Genomic DNA, 15,733 nt, shown 5'->3' on the forward strand with positions numbered 1-15,733 from the left:
ATGAAGTATCTGTAAAACACTGTTTATTCAGTGTTTGCAATACTCGTTGATTTCCTTTGGTAAAGACAAAATAAACGACAGTTTGTTTGTCTCGTAAGCCATGAACAAAACTTTCTATGGAGAGTTTGATCCTGGCTCAGGACGAACGCTGGCGGCGTGCTTAACACATGCAAGTCGAGCGATGAGATCACTTCGGTGAAGGATTAGCGGCGAACGGGTGAGGAACACGTGAAGAATCTGCCTTCAACTCTGGGATAACTCCGGGAAACCGGGGCTAATACCGGATATGAGCCTTGATCGCATGATCGGGGCTGGAAAGTTTTTCGGTTGAAGATGACTTCGCGGCCTATCAGCTTGTTGGTGAGGTAATGGCTCACCAAGGCGACGACGGGTAGCCGGCCTGAGAGGGCGACCGGCCACACTGGGACTGAGACACGGCCCAGACTCCTACGGGAGGCAGCAGTGGGGAATATTGGGCAATGGACGAAAGTCTGACCCAGCGACGCCGCGTGCGGGATGAAGGCCTTCGGGTTGTAAACCGCTTTCAGCAGGGAATAAGCGCAAGTGAAGGTACCTGCAGAAGAAGCACCGGCTAACTATGTGCCAGCAGCCGCGGTAATACATAGGGTGCAAGCGTTGTCCGGAATTATTGGGCGTAAAGAGCTCGTAGGTGGTTTGTTACGTCGGTTGTGAAATTCAGGGGCTCAACCCCTGACTTGCAGCCGATACGGGCAAGCTAGAGTTTGGTAGGGGAGACTGGAATTCCTGGTGTAGCGGTGGAATGCGCAGATATCAGGAGGAACACCGATGGCGAAGGCAGGTCTCTGGGCCAATACTGACACTGAGGAGCGAAAGCGTGGGGAGCGAACAGGATTAGATACCCTGGTAGTCCACGCCGTAAACGGTGGGCGCTAGTTGTGCGAACCTTCCACGGTTTGTGCGACGCAGCTAACGCATTAAGCGCCCCGCCTGGGGAGTACGATCGCAAGATTAAAACTCAAAGGAATTGACGGGGCCCCGCACAAGCAGCGGAGCATGCGGCTTAATTCGACGCAACGCGAAGAACCTTACCAAGGCTTGACATATACAGGAATATGGCAGAGATGTCATAGCCGCAAGGTCTGTATACAGGTGGTGCATGGTTGTCGTCAGCTCGTGTCGTGAGATGTTGGGTTAAGTCCCGCAACGAGCGCAACCCTCGTTCTGTGTTGCCAGCATTTAGTTGGGGACTCACAGGAGACTGCCGGGGTTAACTCGGAGGAAGGTGGGGATGACGTCAAATCATCATGCCCCTTATGTCTTGGGCTGCACGCATGCTACAATGGCTGGTACAAACGGCTGCGATACCGCAAGGTGGAGCGAATCCGATAAAGCCAGTCTCAGTTCGGATTGGGGTCTGCAACTCGACCCCATGAAGTCGGAGTTGCTAGTAATCGTAGATCAGCAACGCTACGGTGAATACGTTCCCGGGGCTTGTACACACCGCCCGTCACATCACGAAAGTCGGTAACACCCAAAGTCAGTGGCCCAACCGCAAGGAGGGAGCTGCCAAAGGTGGGATCGGTGATTGGGATGAAGTCGTAACAAGGTAGCCGTACCGGAAGGTGCGGCTGGATCACCTCCTTTCTAAGGAGCATCTGAACTCAAAAATATTGAGAAATCAGGCTCATATGTGGAGCATTGACTTAGGTTTATCTAAGAATTCATACCAGTACAACCGGATTTGTTGTAAAACAAAAATGGAGTGGAAAATCCCTGAATATCGAATTTCAACTAGGCACGTTGTTGGGTCCTGAGGGGACGGCTAGCGCCAAACCTCTGGACTTAATAAGAAGAGATACTGGAACCAAATGTAAAAGTTTGGATTTTCAAGTCTCAACTCTTATTGAGTACCGCCCGTATTTTGAGAACTACACAGTGGACGCGAGCATCTTTGTGGAAAAATTATTAAGCGCACATGGTGGATGCCTTGGCATCAGAAGCCGATGAAGGACGTAGTAGGCTGCGATAAGCCTCGGGGAGCTGTCAAACGAGCTTTGATCCGAGGATTTCCGAATGGGGAAACCCAGCCAGAGTAATGTCTGGTTATTTCTGCCTGAATATATAGGGCAGATAAAGGGAACGTGGGGAAGTGAAACATCTCAGTACCCACAGGAAGAGAAAACAACCGTGATTCCGTTAGTAGTGGCGAGCGAAAACGGAAGAGGCTAAACCGATACTGTGCCAAGCCGGCAGGCGTTGCAGTATCGGGGTCGTGGGACCAGTTAGGTTGGACTGCCGTTCAACCAAAGAGTCAGAAACTAGTTAAGTAGATGAATGGCGTGGGAAAGCCAGTCATAGAGGGTGAGAACCCCGTAGTCGAAACTTAATTAACTCTTTATTGTCATCCCAAGTAATACCGAACTCGAGGAATTCGGTATGAATCTGGCGGGACCACCCGCTAAGCCTAAATACTCTCTGATGACCGATAGCGGACTAGTACCGTGAGGGAAAGGTGAAAAGAACCCCGTAAGGGGAGTGAAATAGAATCTGAAACCGTGTGCGTACAAGCCGTTGGAGCGACGTAAGTTGTGACAGCGTGCCTTTTGAAGAATGAGTCTACGAGTTAGTGTCGTGTTGCAAGGTTAACCCGTCGAGGGGAAGCCGTAGCGAAAGCGAGTCTGAATAGGGCGATTAAGTAGCACGATCTAGACCCGAAGCGAGGTGATCTACGCATGGCCAGGTTGAAGCGCGGGTAAGACCGCGTGGAGGACCGAACCCACTAATGTTGAAAAATTAGGGGATGAGCTGTGTGTAGGGGTGAAAGGCCAATCAAACTTCGTGATAGCTGGTTCTCTCCGAAATGCATTTAGGTGCAGCGTTGCGTGTTTCTTACCGGAGGTAGAGCTACTGGATGGTCGAGGGGTCCTACAAGATTACCAACATCAGCCAAACTCCGAATGCCGGTAAGTGAGAGCGCAGCAGTGAGACTGTGGGGGATAAGCTTCATGGTCGAGAGGGAAACAACCCAGAATAGCAACTAAGGTCCCAAAGCCTGTGCTAAGTGGAAAAGGATGTGAAGTCGCATAGACAACCAGGAGGTTGGCTTAGAAGCAGCCACCCTTAAAAGAGTGCGTAATAGCTCACTGGTCAAGTGATTTCGCGCCGACAATGTAACGGGGCTCAAGCACAGCACCGAAGTTCTATCATTCAAGCATTATCCCGGTCGTAAGATCCAGGAGCTTGGATGGGTAGGAGAGCGTTGTGTGACTGGTGAAGCGGCAGAGGAATCTAGCCGTGGAAGTCACACAAGTGAGAATGTAGACATGAGTAGCGAGAGAGGGGTGAGAAACCCCTCCGCCGAAAGACCAAGGGTTCCTGGGCCAGGCTAATCCGCCCAGGGTAAGTCGGGACCTAAGGCGAGGCCGTCAGGCGTAGTCGATGGACAACTGGTTGATATTCCAGTACCCGCTTTAAATCGCCCATAGCGAATGTACTAATGCTAAGACCCATAATCAGGCTGGCTTCGGTCAGACCTGAGGTTGCGTCGAACCGGTGTACTAGTAGCTAAGCAATGGTGTGACGCAGGAAGGTAGTTCATCCCGGGCGATGGTTGTCCCGGGGTAAGGTCGTAGGGCGTTACGTAGGCAAATCCGCGTAACACATGCCTGAGAGCTGATGCCGAGCCGTAAGGCGAAGTGAATGATCCTATGCTGCCAAGAAAAGCATCTAGCAAGATTTAAAGTAGCCCGTACCCGAAACCGACACAGGTGGTCAGGTAGAGAATACCAAGGCGATCGAGATAATTATGGATAAGGAACTCGGCAAAATGCCCCCGTAACTTCGGGAGAAGGGGGGCCCTTTGACGTGTAGGAGTTTTCCTCCGAAGCGTTGGAAGGCCGCAGAGACCAGGCTCAAGCGACTGTTTACCAAAAACACAGGTCCGTGCGAAGTAGCAATACGATGTATACGGACTGACGCCTGCCCGGTGCTGGAAGGTTAAGGGGACTGGTTAGCCGCAAGGCGAAGCTGAGAACTTAAGCCCCAGTAAACGGCGGTGGTAACTATAACCATCCTAAGGTAGCGAAATTCCTTGTCGGGTAAGTTCCGACCTGCACGAATGGCGTAACGACTTGAGCGCTGTCTCATCCGTAAACTCGGCGAAATTGCATTACGAGTAAAGATGCTCGTTACGCGCAGAAAGACGGAAAGACCCCGGGACCTTTACTATATCTTGATATTGGTGTTCGGAACGGTTTGTGTAGCATAGGTGGGAGACTTTGAAGCGGGCACGCCAGTGTTTGTGGAGTCATCGTTGAAATACCACTCTGATCGTTTTGAACTTCTAACCTCGGTCCGTAATCCGGATCAGGGACAGTGTCTGGTGGGTAGTTTGACTGGGGCGGTCGCCTCCTAAAAAGTAACGGAGGCGCTCAAAGGTTCCCTCAACCTGGTTGGCAATCAGGTGTCGAGTGTAAGTGCACAAGGGAGCTTAACTGTGAGACAGACATGTCGAGCAGGTGCGAAAGCAGGAACTAGTGATCCGGCGGTGGCTTGTGGAAGCGCCGTCGCTCAACGGATAAAAGGTACCCCGGGGATAACAGGCTGATCTTGCCCAAGAGTCCATATCGACGGCAAGGTTTGGCACCTCGATGTCGGCTCGTCTCATCCTGGGGCTGGAGTAGGTCCCAAGGGTTGGGCTGTTCGCCCATTAAAGAGGCACGCGAGCTGGGTTCAGAACGTCGTGAGACAGTTCGGTCCCTATCTTCTGTGCGCGTAAGAAACTTGAGAAGGGCTAACCCTAGTACGAGAGGACCGGGTTGGACGAACCTCTGGTGTGTCGGTTGTTCCGCCAGGAGCACCGCCGATTAGCTACGTTCGGAAGGGATAACCGCTGAAAGCATCTAAGCGGGAAGCTCGCTTCAAGATTAGGTTTCTCATTGGTTTACCAAGTAAGGCCCCCAGCTAGACTACTGGGTTGATAGGGTGGAAGTGGAAGAGCCGTAAGGCTTGGAGCTGACCACTACTAATAGGCCGAGGATTTAACTACAAAGTTGCTACGCGTCCACTGTGTGGTTCTCGAGATACGGTCGAGAACCACGAAATAGAGAGAGTTCTGACATCTATAAACGATGGCTTCAGAATTCGATCTAATTCAAAGGTTTTGTCGAAATCTCAATAGCGTTTCGGCGACCATAGCGAGAGGGAAACACCCGGTCCCATTCCGAACCCGGAAGTTAAGCCTCTCAGCGTCGATGGTACTGCAAGGGTGACCTTGTGGGAGAGTAGAACGTCGCCGGACTTCTTTTATAAAAAGGGGCACTTTCACGAGTGCCCCTTTTTTATTTGCGTTTGGTTTATTTGTCGACTGGTTTATTTCCCTAACGGTTTCATCGCTAGAATTATCTAAAATCTAAATAGAGGAGAACGAAATGGATGAGAGAAAACCACGCGCCAATTCTGGCCGTCCATCCAGCCGTCCCTCTTCCTCTGATCGTCCTTCTTCAAGTGGACGCCCATCGAGCCGACCAAGTTCAGATCGTCCAAGCTCAGGTCGCCCATCATCTTCTTCATCCTCAAGATCATCTGGTCCAAATCGCGAACGTCGCCGTGAAGATCTTCCGGCTCGTGGTGGTTCATCCGATCGTGGTGGTGCAACCCGTCAGGTATCGCAAGGGCGTGAAGCCAGTGATCCACGCGGGTTTCGTCCCAAACCTTTAGAACGTGATCAATCGAGACTGCGTCCAAGAATTTTCGAACCAGATATTCCAGAAGAAATTACTGGTGAAGAGTTAGAGAAGAGCGTTCGCGCAGAGTTGTTAAGTTTGTCTGCAGAGAATGCAAAAGTCGTTGCACGGCATTTAGTTTCGATAAATATTCACATGGATTCGGATCCAGAACTTGCACATAAACATGGAATTGCGGCTGCACATCATGCTGGTCGCCTAGCTGTTGTTCGCGAGAGCGCTGGTTATGCTGCATATCGCGCTGGTTATTACGAGATTGCGCTAAAGGAGCTTCGCGCTGCGCATCGAATTTCTGGTGATGTATCTATGTGGCCGGTAATGGCAGATTGCGAAAGAGGTCTAGGAAGGCCGCTAAAAGCCCTGAATTTGGCTGGTTCTGACGAGGTAAAGCGTCTTGCGAAACCAGAAGAAATTGAAATGCGCATTGTTGCATCAGGTGCGCGTCGCGATCTCGGCGAGTTAGATGCTGCTGTTATCACACTGACATGTAAAGAGTTGAAGACCGAGAACGAAGAGTGGGCAGTTCGCCTTCGCTATGCATATGCCGATGCCCTTGAGGTTGCCGGTCGTAAGGCAGAGGCTCGCGAATGGTTTAAGAAGTGTGCAGATATTGATCATGATGAATTCACTGACGCCTTGATGCGCGCCCAGTAATTCACTTATCCACACCGAACCTCAAACAACTCCTTTTTTGTCACAGCCTTAGTTCACTATCTCCTCCTTACGCAATCGCGTACTTTTTAGACTAGGAGTAAGAGATGGTTAAGAAAGTTGTTGAAGAAGTTATCGATCACTCGCTAAATGATTTGCTATTGCGGGGGAGAGTCTCGGCCGAGGCGACAACGAAGGAATTGCCCAGCGGTGACAAGGTTGTTGAGTTCCGTTTGATTGTTACTCGCACAGAACGCGAAGGCGTTGACACTTTAGATATCGCAGCCTGGAGCGCTAAGTCACGTAAAACAGCGTTAACGCTTAAGGCGGATCAGTGGGTAGAGATTTCTGGCAGCATCCATCGCCGCTTCTGGCAGTCCCCGGGTGGGTTGGCATCTCGTTGGCAGGTCGAAGCGACAGAGATCTCTCGTCTTTAAGGCGTAAAAGGCCTACTTCTGGCTTATTGGATAGGCTAGAGACATGGCTAAATCCTCGAACGATCTCTTCTCAACGCTTCGTACTTACATCTCAAAGGTAACGGAAGGAGAGAAATCTCCTGCAGAAGTTGCTGCTGCTCTAAATGGTTGGGCGCGCGAGAGCGCTGATGCCCTTAAATCAAAGATCCATGAAGAAGTTGAAGCGAGCGTTGCCAAGATGGGATTTGTAAAACGTGATGAGTTCGATCGTTTAGCGGCACAGGTTTCTGCGATGAAGAGCGGAGCCTCAACAAAGAAGGCCTCAACAAAGAAGACCGCACCCAAGAAACCAGTAGCTAAAAAATCTGCTGCGAAGAAGAGCGCTCCAAAGAAGAAGGCGGTTAAAAAGTAATGTCGAATGAATTCAACACTTCAGAAGATTCCGCTCCTTCACTAGTAGAAGAAGTGAAGATCGAACTCAGCGAGATCGATACTGCCGATCTAACAGAACACGCTGCTCGTTTTGCTGCGCTCCATGGCAAGTTGCAAGAAGCGCTTAACTCAATCGACGGCCTCTAAAGGCTTAATCGAAGTACTTAAAGAAAGTAAATGAGATGAAGACTCGCTTAGATGCTGAACTAGTTCGTCGCGAACTAGCTCGCTCACGCGAGCATGCAGCCGATCTAATCGAATCTCGTTCGGTATTAGTTGGAGGAATCCCAGCAACAAAGCCGGCAACACAGGTAGATGCCGAAACTTCGATAACAATTCAAGGTGACCGTGATGATTTTGTTTCTCGTGGCGGACATAAATTAGCGGGTGCTTTAGAAGTTTTTAAGGACGTTGTTGTTGAAGGAAAAAATTGTCTCGATGCGGGTGCGTCCACTGGTGGTTTCACCGATGTACTTCTACGCCAAGGTGCAAAGTTGGTCGTTGCAGTCGATGTTGGTTATGGGCAACTTGCTTGGGAACTTCGCCAAGATCCTCGCGTGAAGATCCTGGATCGCACAAATATCCGCCATTTAACGGGGGATATGGTGGGTGAAGAAATCGATTTGGTCGTTGCAGATCTCTCCTTTATCTCACTCTCTTTAGTTCTTCCTGCACTCGCTGCAGTCTCAAAGCCCAGCGCTGATTTCGTCTTGATGGTTAAGCCACAATTTGAAGTTGGCCGCGAGAAGTTGGGTGCAGGCGGAGTTGTACGCGATCCAGCGCTTCGTAAATCAGCTGTTCTCGATGTCGCCGAATCTGCTTATGACGTTGGACTCGGCACTATGGGAATCGCGGCATCACCACTTCCTGGCCCTGCCGGAAACGTTGAATACTTCTTATGGCTTCGTCGCGGAGCACCAGCAATAGATGAAGCCTCTGTCGATCAAGCGATAGCGATGGGACCGGCCTAATGTCACGTCATGCCATATTTGTTGTTAACGCATCCCGCGCAGAAGCAGTGGCTGCAACAAAAGAGATCTCACAAATCCTTCTTAAAGATGGCTTCACACTTTCAACTCCATCAGAAATTTCGATCCTTGGAATTTCTCAACATCCAGCTGAAGATCTTCCAAAGGCTGAAGTTGTTCTAGTTCTCGGGGGAGATGGCACGATCCTTCGTGGTTCTGAAATCGCGCGCCGCCAAGATATTCCAATTCTTGGCATCAACCTTGGCCATGTTGGATTTATGGCAGAAGTTGAAAAACCTGCGCTCTCTGAGATTGCAGCAAGCGTTATCGCCAAAGATTATGTAACTGAAAACCGCATGGTTTTAAAGTATTCGGTAGAGCGAGCCGGAAAAGTTGTAGATACAGGTTGGGCGCTTAACGAAGTTACCGTCGAACGCAACGGAACAACGATGGTTGAACTCTTTGTGCAGATCGATGGACGCCCGCTCTCTCGCTGGGGCTGCGATGGACTCATCTGCTCAACGCCAACTGGTTCAACTGCATATGCATTTAGCGCAGGCGGTCCAGTTCTTTGGCCCGAAATCGATGCGCTCGTACTTCTACCAATTTCAGCGCACGCCCTCTTTTCTCGTCCAATGGTTGTTTCACCAAAATCTGAAATTATCGTAGATATCGAATCCAGCGATGCGCTTCTATCATCGGATTCGCTACGTAAATTTCCTCTCCAATTGTCGGATCGCATCTTGATTACTCGTGATTCATCGGTGATCAAGCTTTCACATATCAAACCAACGCTCTTTACTGATCGATTGGTGGCTAAATTTAAACTTCCCATTGAAGGTTGGCGCGGTGAGTGATCGTTCTCATCTAGAGGAAATCTCAATTCGCTCGATCGGCGTTATCGATCAATCTTCACTTGAATTAAGCCCCGGTTTAAATGTTTTAACTGGCGAAACTGGCGCTGGAAAGACAATGATTCTCACCGCTCTTCAATTAGTTCTTGGCGGAAAGAGCGATAGCTCGTTAGTACGTCACGGTAGTGAACGGTTATTGGCCTCAGCGCGGTTCTCCGTTAATAAGACAATCGCCGAAATCGCAATCGAGTCCGGCGCCGATGTTGAAGATGGAACCCTGATTTTAACTCGTACTGTAAATGCCGATGGAAAAAGCAAGGCAGTTGCTGGTGGTGCAAACGTTCCAGCAGCAACGCTTTCCTCACTTGCCGATCATTTAGTTGAGATTCATGGACAAGCGGCGAATCATCAAATTGTTAAGCCAGCAAGACAGCGTGAACTACTTGATCGATTTATTGGTAGCGATCTTTCCAAGGCACTTCAGCGCTATCAGTTAACTTTCAACGAATATAACGATCTAAAGGCGCGCATTAAAGCGATGCGCGAGAGCGTTAGTAAGCGCGATTCTCAGATAGCAGAGTTGCAGGAATTCTCATCAGCCTGGGTAAAGCTCAAAGCGGTACGTGGTGAAGTAGCCTCAACGAACGATCAAATTTCTCGTCTTTCTAGCGTTGAGGATCTGAGAGTTGCAACAGATGGCGCAAGCCAAGCCATAGCAAATGAAGAAGAAGGTTCGCTAACTTCACTGGGTGCAGCACGTCGTTTCCTAGATGTCGCGAAAGGTAAAGATGGAAAGTTGGATGAGATTGCATCTCGTATCGCAGAAGGCTTCTTCCTAATTGATGATGCAGCACGTGACCTATCTTCTTATCTCGCATCACTTGAAGCAGACCCCGGGCAACTCGACACATTGCAGGCTCGTAAAGCTGAACTTGCAGCCTTCCTAAAGAAGTGGGGCTCTTCAGCCGATCCCGACGAAGATTTAGTTCAACTAGCGGCTAAGGCAAAGAACGCAAAGATTGAGATCGAGGATCTAACGGGTGGCGATGAACGTATCGCGGAGTTAGATAAGGAACTTGGCGATATCAAGAAGAAACTCTTGTCGGCGGCAGAGAAGTTGACCCAAGTTCGCGCTGCGGGGGCAAGCAAACTTTCGCAAGCAGTCTCCGAAGAAATTCATCAACTTTCGATGCCGCACACTCAATATTCAGTTTCTGTTAACTCACCAGATTACAAAGGCGCACTCAGGGAATCTGATTTCACGCTACTTGGTTGTGATGAAGTTTCAATGCAGATCCAAGGCCATAAAGATGGTCCGCTAATTGCACTGGGCAAGGGCGCAAGCGGCGGCGAAATGTCACGCATTATGTTGGCCCTAGAAGTTGTCCTTGCTGCAACACATCCGGTTGGTACTTATATCTTCGATGAAGTCGATGCAGGCGTTGGCGGTAAAGCGGCGATCGAAGTCGGTCGCAGACTCGCTGCTCTTGCACAACACACACAAGTTATCGTTGTCACACATCTGCCACAGGTTGCAGCTTGGGCCGATAGCCACTTCGTTGTTAAGAAGAGTAGCGATGGAACTGTAACCGCCTCAGATGTTCAGGCTTTAGATGCCGCATCCCGCGTTGAAGAGATAGCAAGAATGCTCGCAGGTCTTGAAGAGTCGACAAGTGCGCGCGAACACGCCGCCGAGCTACTGGCGATGCGGGGCCAAGCCCGAAAGTAGTGATAAGTTTGTCTTCCATGGGCCAAGCGCATGTGACTAAACATATTTTCGTAACCGGTGGAGTAGCTTCAAGTCTCGGTAAAGGGCTCACCGCCTCAAGTCTTGGCAGGCTATTAGTTGCCCGTGGTATTCGCGTAACCATGGAGAAGCTTGATCCATACCTAAACGTCGACCCCGGCACCATGAACCCATTTCAGCACGGTGAAGTTTTCGTTACCGATGATGGCGCTGAAACAGATCTCGATATTGGCCACTACGAACGTTTTCTAGATCGCAACTTGCAGGGCTCAGCGAATGTAACAACAGGTCAGATTTACTCCCGCGTTATTGCGCGCGAGCGACGTGGTGAATACCTAGGTGAGACGGTTCAAGTAATTCCCCATATCACCAATGAGATTAAAGAACGTATGCACGCCATGTCATCTCCTGATGTAGATGTTGTTATCACTGAAATCGGCGGAACAGTAGGAGATATCGAATCCCAGCCATTCTTAGAAGCAGCACGTCAAATGCGTCAAGAAGTTGGACGCGATAACGTCTTCTACTTACATATCTCACTTGTGCCTTATATCGGTCCATCAGGTGAGTTAAAGACGAAACCAACTCAACACTCAGTTGCTGCACTACGCAGTATCGGTATCGCACCCGATGCAGTGGTACTTCGCTCTGATCGTGAAATTCCAATCGGCATAAAGAAGAAGATTTCACTTATGTGTGACGTTGATGTAGAAGCGGTCGTCGCGGCGGTAGATGCACCATCTATCTATGACATTCCAAAGGTGCTCTTCTCTGAAGGGCTGGATGCTTACGTTGTACGTCGTTTATCTCTAGGTGGACATGAAGTTCAATGGGGCGAATGGGATGACTTACTTGAAAAAGTTCATCATCCAAAGCATCAAGTAAAAGTTGCTCTCGTTGGAAAATACATCGATCTACCTGATGCTTATCTCTCTGTTTCCGAAGCGCTGCGCGCTGGTGGTTTTGCGAATAATGCAAAGGTTTCAATAATTTGGATACCTAGCGATGACTGTGAAACACCAGAAGGTGCGAAGAAGGCCCTTGGCGAAGTAGATGCGATCTGCGTTCCTGGAGGTTTCGGTGTACGTGGAATCGAAGGCAAGTTAGGCGCGCTTAAATTTGCTCGCGAAAACAAGATTCCAACTCTCGGACTCTGCTTAGGTTTGCAGTGCATGGTCATCGAAGCAGCGCGCAATTTAGCTGGAATTAAAGATGCTAACTCTGCAGAATTTTCTCCAGAATCTGGCACACATGTCATAGCAACTATGGATGACCAGAAAGAGATAGTTTCTGGTCAAGCAGATATGGGTGGCACGATGCGCCTTGGTCTCTACACCGCAACGTTAAAGCCAGGTTCGATCGTGGCTAAGACTTATGGCACAGAAGAGATCTCCGAACGCCATCGCCATCGTTATGAAGTGAATAATCAATACCGAGATCAGATTTCAAGTGCTGGCCTTACTTTCTCAGGAATGTATAAGGAACGCGACCTCGTGGAGTTTGTAGAACTTCCTTCTGAGGTACATCCTTACTACGTGGGAACTCAAGCCCACCCTGAGTTGCGTTCTAGACCTACGCGTCCTCATCCGCTATTTATTGGTCTAATTGCGGCAGCGATTAAATCGAGAGGCTAAAAATGTTAGTTGGCGTTCCTAAAGAGATTAAAGTTCACGAATCTAGGGTCGCGCTAACGCCCGAGGGTGTCTTTGAATTTACTCGTAGCGGCCATGAAGTAGTTGTTGAAAAAGGCGCAGGAGTTGGATCTTCAATTAGTGATGCAGATTTTGTTGCAGCAGGAGCGCGTATCGAAGCAGATGTTGAGAAAGTATGGCGAGAAGCAGATTTAATTCTGAAGGTAAAAGAGCCGATAGAGGTTGAATATCCAAGGCTTCGCTCAGGTCAGATCCTCTTTACCTACTTGCATTTAGCGGCAAGCAAACCTTGCACCGATGCGTTATTGAAGAGCGGCACTACGGCTATCGCCTATGAAACTGTGGAAGTTAATGGAACTTTGCCATTGCTCGCTCCGATGAGCGAAGTAGCTGGTCGTCTATCTGTGCAAGTTGGCGCGTACGCCTTACAGAAACCTAATGGTGGTCGTGGCGTTCTATTAGGCGGTGTTCCCGGAGTCGCCCCCGGAAAAGTTGTTGTAATTGGTGGGGGAGTAGCAGGGTTAAATGCTGCAGTTATTGCGATGGGAATGGGAGCAGATGTAACAGTTCTCGATCGTTCGCTGCCGCGGCTCGCCTATATCGATTCGCTCTATAACGGACGAATTAAGACGCTTGCTTCAACTCTGCATGCGATTGATCGTGAGATCAAGAACGCTGATCTAGTTGTAGGTGCAGTACTGGTACATGGCGCTAAAGCTCCGAAGCTTGTCACTAATGCCCAGGTCGCGCAGATGAAGCCAGGGTCGGTATTGGTAGATATTGCTATCGATCAAGGCGGTTGTTTCGAAGATTCCAAACCAACTACCCATGCCGAACCAACATTTAATGTTCATGGTTCGGTCTTCTATTGCGTGGCAAATATGCCAGGTGCGGTTCCGGTTGCTTCAACCTATGCACTGACAAATGCGACGCTGCCTTACGCCCTAGCCATTGCAAATAAGGGATGGGAGCGAGCAATTGAGGAAGACCCGGCTCTCGATCGTGGGCTAAACGTTCATGCCGGAAAGATTCGCTATAACGCAGTTGCGCTGGCGCACGGTTATGAAGTTTGAAAACGCGCTCCAATCTTTTGTTGATCATTTAACTATTGAACGCGGTTTATCAAGCAACTCTATATCTGCCTATAAACGAGACCTTGCCAAATTTTCTGAGTATCTAGTTTTTGAAAAGTTAGATTTTGAGCGTTTGAGTGAAGATGAAATTATCAGTTTCGAGGTTTGGCTTAAAGGTTTAGGAATGGCAGTTACTAGTATCAACCGCAACATCTCGGCGTTAAAGAGTTTCTACAAATATCTAGCGCAAGAGTTTTCAACAAATAATCCAGTTAGCGCTGTAGCGAGTTCGAAAGTACCACGCCGTCTACCGAAGGCGCTGACGATTAAAGAGATTACTTCACTTATTGATTCCACAAAGCGTGAAGGTGATCCTATTTCGCTCCGTGATCATGCGATCATCGAACTTCTCTATGGCACGGGGGCGCGCGTGAGTGAGATTGTCGGAATCGACATCAACGATTTTGCGCAGAGTGATATCGAAGGCAATCCCATAACGACTCTGAAGTTGAGAGGTAAGGGATCAAAAGAGCGGATTGTGCCCCTTGGAAGTTTCGCAAAGAGCGCTCTCGATGAGTATTTAGTTCGAATTAGACCGAACCTGCTGACTAAAAGTAAATCAGCAAGGGTTGAGACCGCACTATTCTTAAATCAACGGGGGAGCCGCCTCTCGCGACAGAGCGCATGGCAGATGATTTCGGATGCCGCAGATTCAACTGGCTTATCCGGCAAAGTTTCTCCGCACGTCTTTAGACATTCCTATGCCACGCATTTGCTAGACGGTGGTGCTGATATTCGCGTGGTTCAAGAGTTGTTGGGGCATGCTTCAGTGACCACAACTCAGATCTATACCCTGATTACGATAGATAAAGTGCGCGAAGCCTATGCAACCGCGCACCCGCGGGCTAATTAAATTCCGCGGAGTCTACGAGCAAGAATCGATTGATCGCCTTTAGCTTCAAGATCAGCAACGATTACTGCGATTGATTCACGAACAATTCGACCGCGATCTACGGCAAGTCCTAGATCTCCACGCAGAGTAAGTCGTGCTTGATCGAGATCAAACAACTCATCTGGAGATAAGTAAACGGTGATCTTCTCATCGTGTTTTTCGCGACCCGAAGGAGAGCGATCAACTGTTGTAACGCGACGACGTGGCGTTGAGCGAACTCCCTTCTTTGTCTTCGGAGCTGTTGCTGCAACACCAATTGGCTTGCTGACTTCTTGGGCTTCTTCAACAACTTGGCGAACTGCGCTAAGTGCGGGCGTATTCGCGCGGAAGAGTTCATCTGCTCCAGGCAAGCTTGCTCTACGTGTCATCGTGCGCCTCCTCGGGCAATTAGTTCACGGGCTAATCTGCGATAAGAAGCAGCGCCCCCTGATGATGATGCATAACTAGTAATTGGTTCACCGGCGACAGTTGTTTCTGAGAAACGAATAGTTTTAGCGATAATTGTTTCAAAGACATCATCTGGATACTTTTCCAAGATCGCAGTCAATACCTCGCGGTTGTGAAGTGTCTTCTTCTCGTACATCGTCGCAAGGATTCCAATGAGATTTAGATCAGGGTTTAGGAAGCTCTTAACTTTCTCGATGTTTCCCTTGAGTTCAATAAATCCGTGAAGTGCAAAATATTCACATTGCAGAGGAACGATAACTTCATCGGATGCAACAAGTGCGTTGATCGTTAGCTGTCCCATTGTTGGTTGGCAGTCGATCAAGACAACGTCGTAACGATCCTTTAGGCGACCAAGTGCGCGCTTTAAATACTGTTGTCCGCCAATTTCAGCGCCAAGAGTTGTTTCAGCGGTACCGAGGTCGCGGTTAGCAGGAAGGAAATCTAGATTTGCAACAGATGATTTAAGGACGATCTCATCGATATTCGCATCCGGTGTCATCAAGGCGTAATAGACAGTGTTCTCAAGTGGTAGCGCGTGCGCATTTACTCCAAGGCCTAGCGATAATCCGCCTTGTGGGTCGAAGTCAACGAGCAGTACGCGACGACCAAGTTCTGCAATGGCTGCACCGAGATTGATAGTTGTAGTTGTCTTACCTACGCCGCCCTTTTGATTAAAGATCGAGATGATCTTCGCTGGCTGGCCCTCAACTGGGGCTGGCGGAACGCGGAAGTTTTTCGGTTCGCGCCCGAGAAGAGTGGCGGTAGTTGCCACATCATCATCAAATGTCGATTTAGCGTTCAAGCGAGAAACCTCT

General features: G+C 49.3%; 12 protein-coding genes and 3 rRNA genes. 13 read left to right on the forward strand and 2 right to left on the reverse strand.

The features are described 5' to 3' along the window. Nucleotides 1–113 precede the first annotated feature (113 nt). From A1sIIB106_RS03210 to A1sIIB106_RS03265, 13 genes are all read left to right on the forward strand, one after another. A 16S ribosomal RNA gene (locus A1sIIB106_RS03210) occupies nt 114–1,626 on the forward strand. 311 nt (nt 1,627–1,937) lie between these two features. Then, nucleotides 1,938–5,029 (forward strand): 23S ribosomal RNA (locus tag A1sIIB106_RS03215). Nucleotides 5,030–5,164: 135 nt separating this feature from the next. Then, nucleotides 5,165–5,281, forward strand: a 5S ribosomal RNA gene (gene rrf / locus A1sIIB106_RS03220). Together the 16S, 23S and 5S rRNA genes form the textbook arrangement of a ribosomal RNA operon. A 130-nt stretch (nt 5,282–5,411) precedes the next feature. Continuing rightward, nucleotides 5,412–6,380 (forward strand): tetratricopeptide repeat protein, encoded by a 969-nt coding sequence (locus tag A1sIIB106_RS03225; protein WP_223299517.1) that lies wholly within the window; start codon nt 5,412–5,414, stop codon nt 6,378–6,380. A gap of 104 nt (nt 6,381–6,484) precedes the next feature. Beyond that, entirely contained in the window at nt 6,485–6,814 is a 330-nt protein-coding gene (locus A1sIIB106_RS03230) for a single-stranded DNA-binding protein (RefSeq protein ID WP_095677313.1), read from the forward strand. Between the two features lie 43 nt (nt 6,815–6,857). Next, on the forward strand, nt 6,858–7,205 hold the full coding sequence (locus A1sIIB106_RS03235; protein WP_095677314.1) for a hypothetical protein: 348 nt from the start codon (nt 6,858–6,860) through the stop codon (nt 7,203–7,205). Further along, complete coding sequence (locus A1sIIB106_RS07145; RefSeq protein ID WP_190277208.1) at nt 7,205–7,372, forward strand: hypothetical protein; 168 nt, start codon at nt 7,205–7,207, stop codon at nt 7,370–7,372. The genes A1sIIB106_RS03235 and A1sIIB106_RS07145 overlap by 1 nt, the downstream gene beginning before the upstream one ends. Nucleotides 7,373–7,407: 35 nt before the next feature. After that, nucleotides 7,408–8,196: a TlyA family RNA methyltransferase gene (locus A1sIIB106_RS03240; protein WP_095677315.1), complete on the forward strand. Its 789-nt coding sequence runs from the start codon at nt 7,408–7,410 to the stop codon at nt 8,194–8,196. Further along, nucleotides 8,196–9,050 (forward strand): NAD kinase, encoded by an 855-nt coding sequence (locus A1sIIB106_RS03245; RefSeq protein WP_095677316.1) that lies wholly within the window; start codon nt 8,196–8,198, stop codon nt 9,048–9,050. The genes A1sIIB106_RS03240 and A1sIIB106_RS03245 overlap by 1 nt, the downstream gene beginning before the upstream one ends. After that, nucleotides 9,043–10,776: a DNA repair protein RecN gene (recN, locus tag A1sIIB106_RS03250; RefSeq protein WP_095677317.1), complete on the forward strand. Its 1,734-nt coding sequence runs from the start codon at nt 9,043–9,045 to the stop codon at nt 10,774–10,776. Before A1sIIB106_RS03245 ends, recN begins: the two co-directional genes overlap by 8 nt. A gap of 17 nt (nt 10,777–10,793) precedes the next feature. Then, nucleotides 10,794–12,428, forward strand: coding sequence for a CTP synthase (locus A1sIIB106_RS03255; RefSeq protein WP_095677318.1), 1,635 nt, complete (start codon nt 10,794–10,796; stop codon nt 12,426–12,428). A gap of 2 nt (nt 12,429–12,430) precedes the next feature. Beyond that, a complete protein-coding gene (ald, locus tag A1sIIB106_RS03260) occupies nt 12,431–13,519 on the forward strand; it encodes an alanine dehydrogenase (RefSeq protein ID WP_095677319.1) in 1,089 nt (362 codons plus the stop codon). After that, the gene (locus tag A1sIIB106_RS03265; RefSeq protein WP_095677320.1) at nt 13,509–14,432 is read left to right on the forward strand and encodes a site-specific tyrosine recombinase XerD; all 924 of its coding nucleotides are present in this window, start codon (nt 13,509–13,511) and stop codon (nt 14,430–14,432) included. The genes ald and A1sIIB106_RS03265 overlap by 11 nt, the downstream gene beginning before the upstream one ends. On the opposite strand, the gene A1sIIB106_RS03270 is transcribed toward A1sIIB106_RS03265, so the two are convergent. Both A1sIIB106_RS03270 and A1sIIB106_RS03275 read right to left on the reverse strand, forming a co-directional pair. Then, nucleotides 14,429–14,839, reverse strand: coding sequence for a hypothetical protein (locus A1sIIB106_RS03270; RefSeq protein WP_095677321.1), 411 nt, complete (start codon nt 14,837–14,839; stop codon nt 14,429–14,431). The two genes, A1sIIB106_RS03265 and A1sIIB106_RS03270, sit on opposite strands and share 4 nt — an antisense overlap. Then, the gene (locus A1sIIB106_RS03275; RefSeq protein WP_095677322.1) at nt 14,836–15,720 is read right to left on the reverse strand and encodes a ParA family protein; all 885 of its coding nucleotides are present in this window, start codon (nt 15,718–15,720) and stop codon (nt 14,836–14,838) included. The genes A1sIIB106_RS03270 and A1sIIB106_RS03275 overlap by 4 nt, the downstream gene beginning before the upstream one ends. Nucleotides 15,721–15,733: the final 13 nt, after the last annotated feature.

The sequence above is a fragment of the Candidatus Planktophila lacus genome, assembly GCF_002288325.1.
GTDB lineage: Bacteria > Actinomycetota > Actinomycetes > Nanopelagicales > Nanopelagicaceae > Planktophila > Planktophila lacus.

Coding starts and splice junctions, on each gene's coding strand:
- A1sIIB106_RS03225 (WP_223299517.1), top strand. CDS start 5,412: ATGGATGAGAGAAAACCACGCGCCAATTCTGGCCGTCCATCCAGCCGT.
- A1sIIB106_RS03230 (WP_095677313.1), top strand. CDS start 6,485: ATGGTTAAGAAAGTTGTTGAAGAAGTTATCGATCACTCGCTAAATGAT.
- A1sIIB106_RS03235 (WP_095677314.1), top strand. CDS start 6,858: ATGGCTAAATCCTCGAACGATCTCTTCTCAACGCTTCGTACTTACATC.
- A1sIIB106_RS07145 (WP_190277208.1), top strand. CDS start 7,205: ATGTCGAATGAATTCAACACTTCAGAAGATTCCGCTCCTTCACTAGTA.
- A1sIIB106_RS03240 (WP_095677315.1), top strand. CDS start 7,408: ATGAAGACTCGCTTAGATGCTGAACTAGTTCGTCGCGAACTAGCTCGC.
- A1sIIB106_RS03245 (WP_095677316.1), top strand. CDS start 8,196: ATGTCACGTCATGCCATATTTGTTGTTAACGCATCCCGCGCAGAAGCA.
- A1sIIB106_RS03255 (WP_095677318.1), top strand. CDS start 10,794: ATGGGCCAAGCGCATGTGACTAAACATATTTTCGTAACCGGTGGAGTA.
- ald (WP_095677319.1), top strand. CDS start 12,431: ATGTTAGTTGGCGTTCCTAAAGAGATTAAAGTTCACGAATCTAGGGTC.
- A1sIIB106_RS03265 (WP_095677320.1), top strand. CDS start 13,509: ATGAAGTTTGAAAACGCGCTCCAATCTTTTGTTGATCATTTAACTATT.
- A1sIIB106_RS03270 (WP_095677321.1), bottom strand. CDS start 14,839: ATGACACGTAGAGCAAGCTTGCCTGGAGCAGATGAACTCTTCCGCGCG.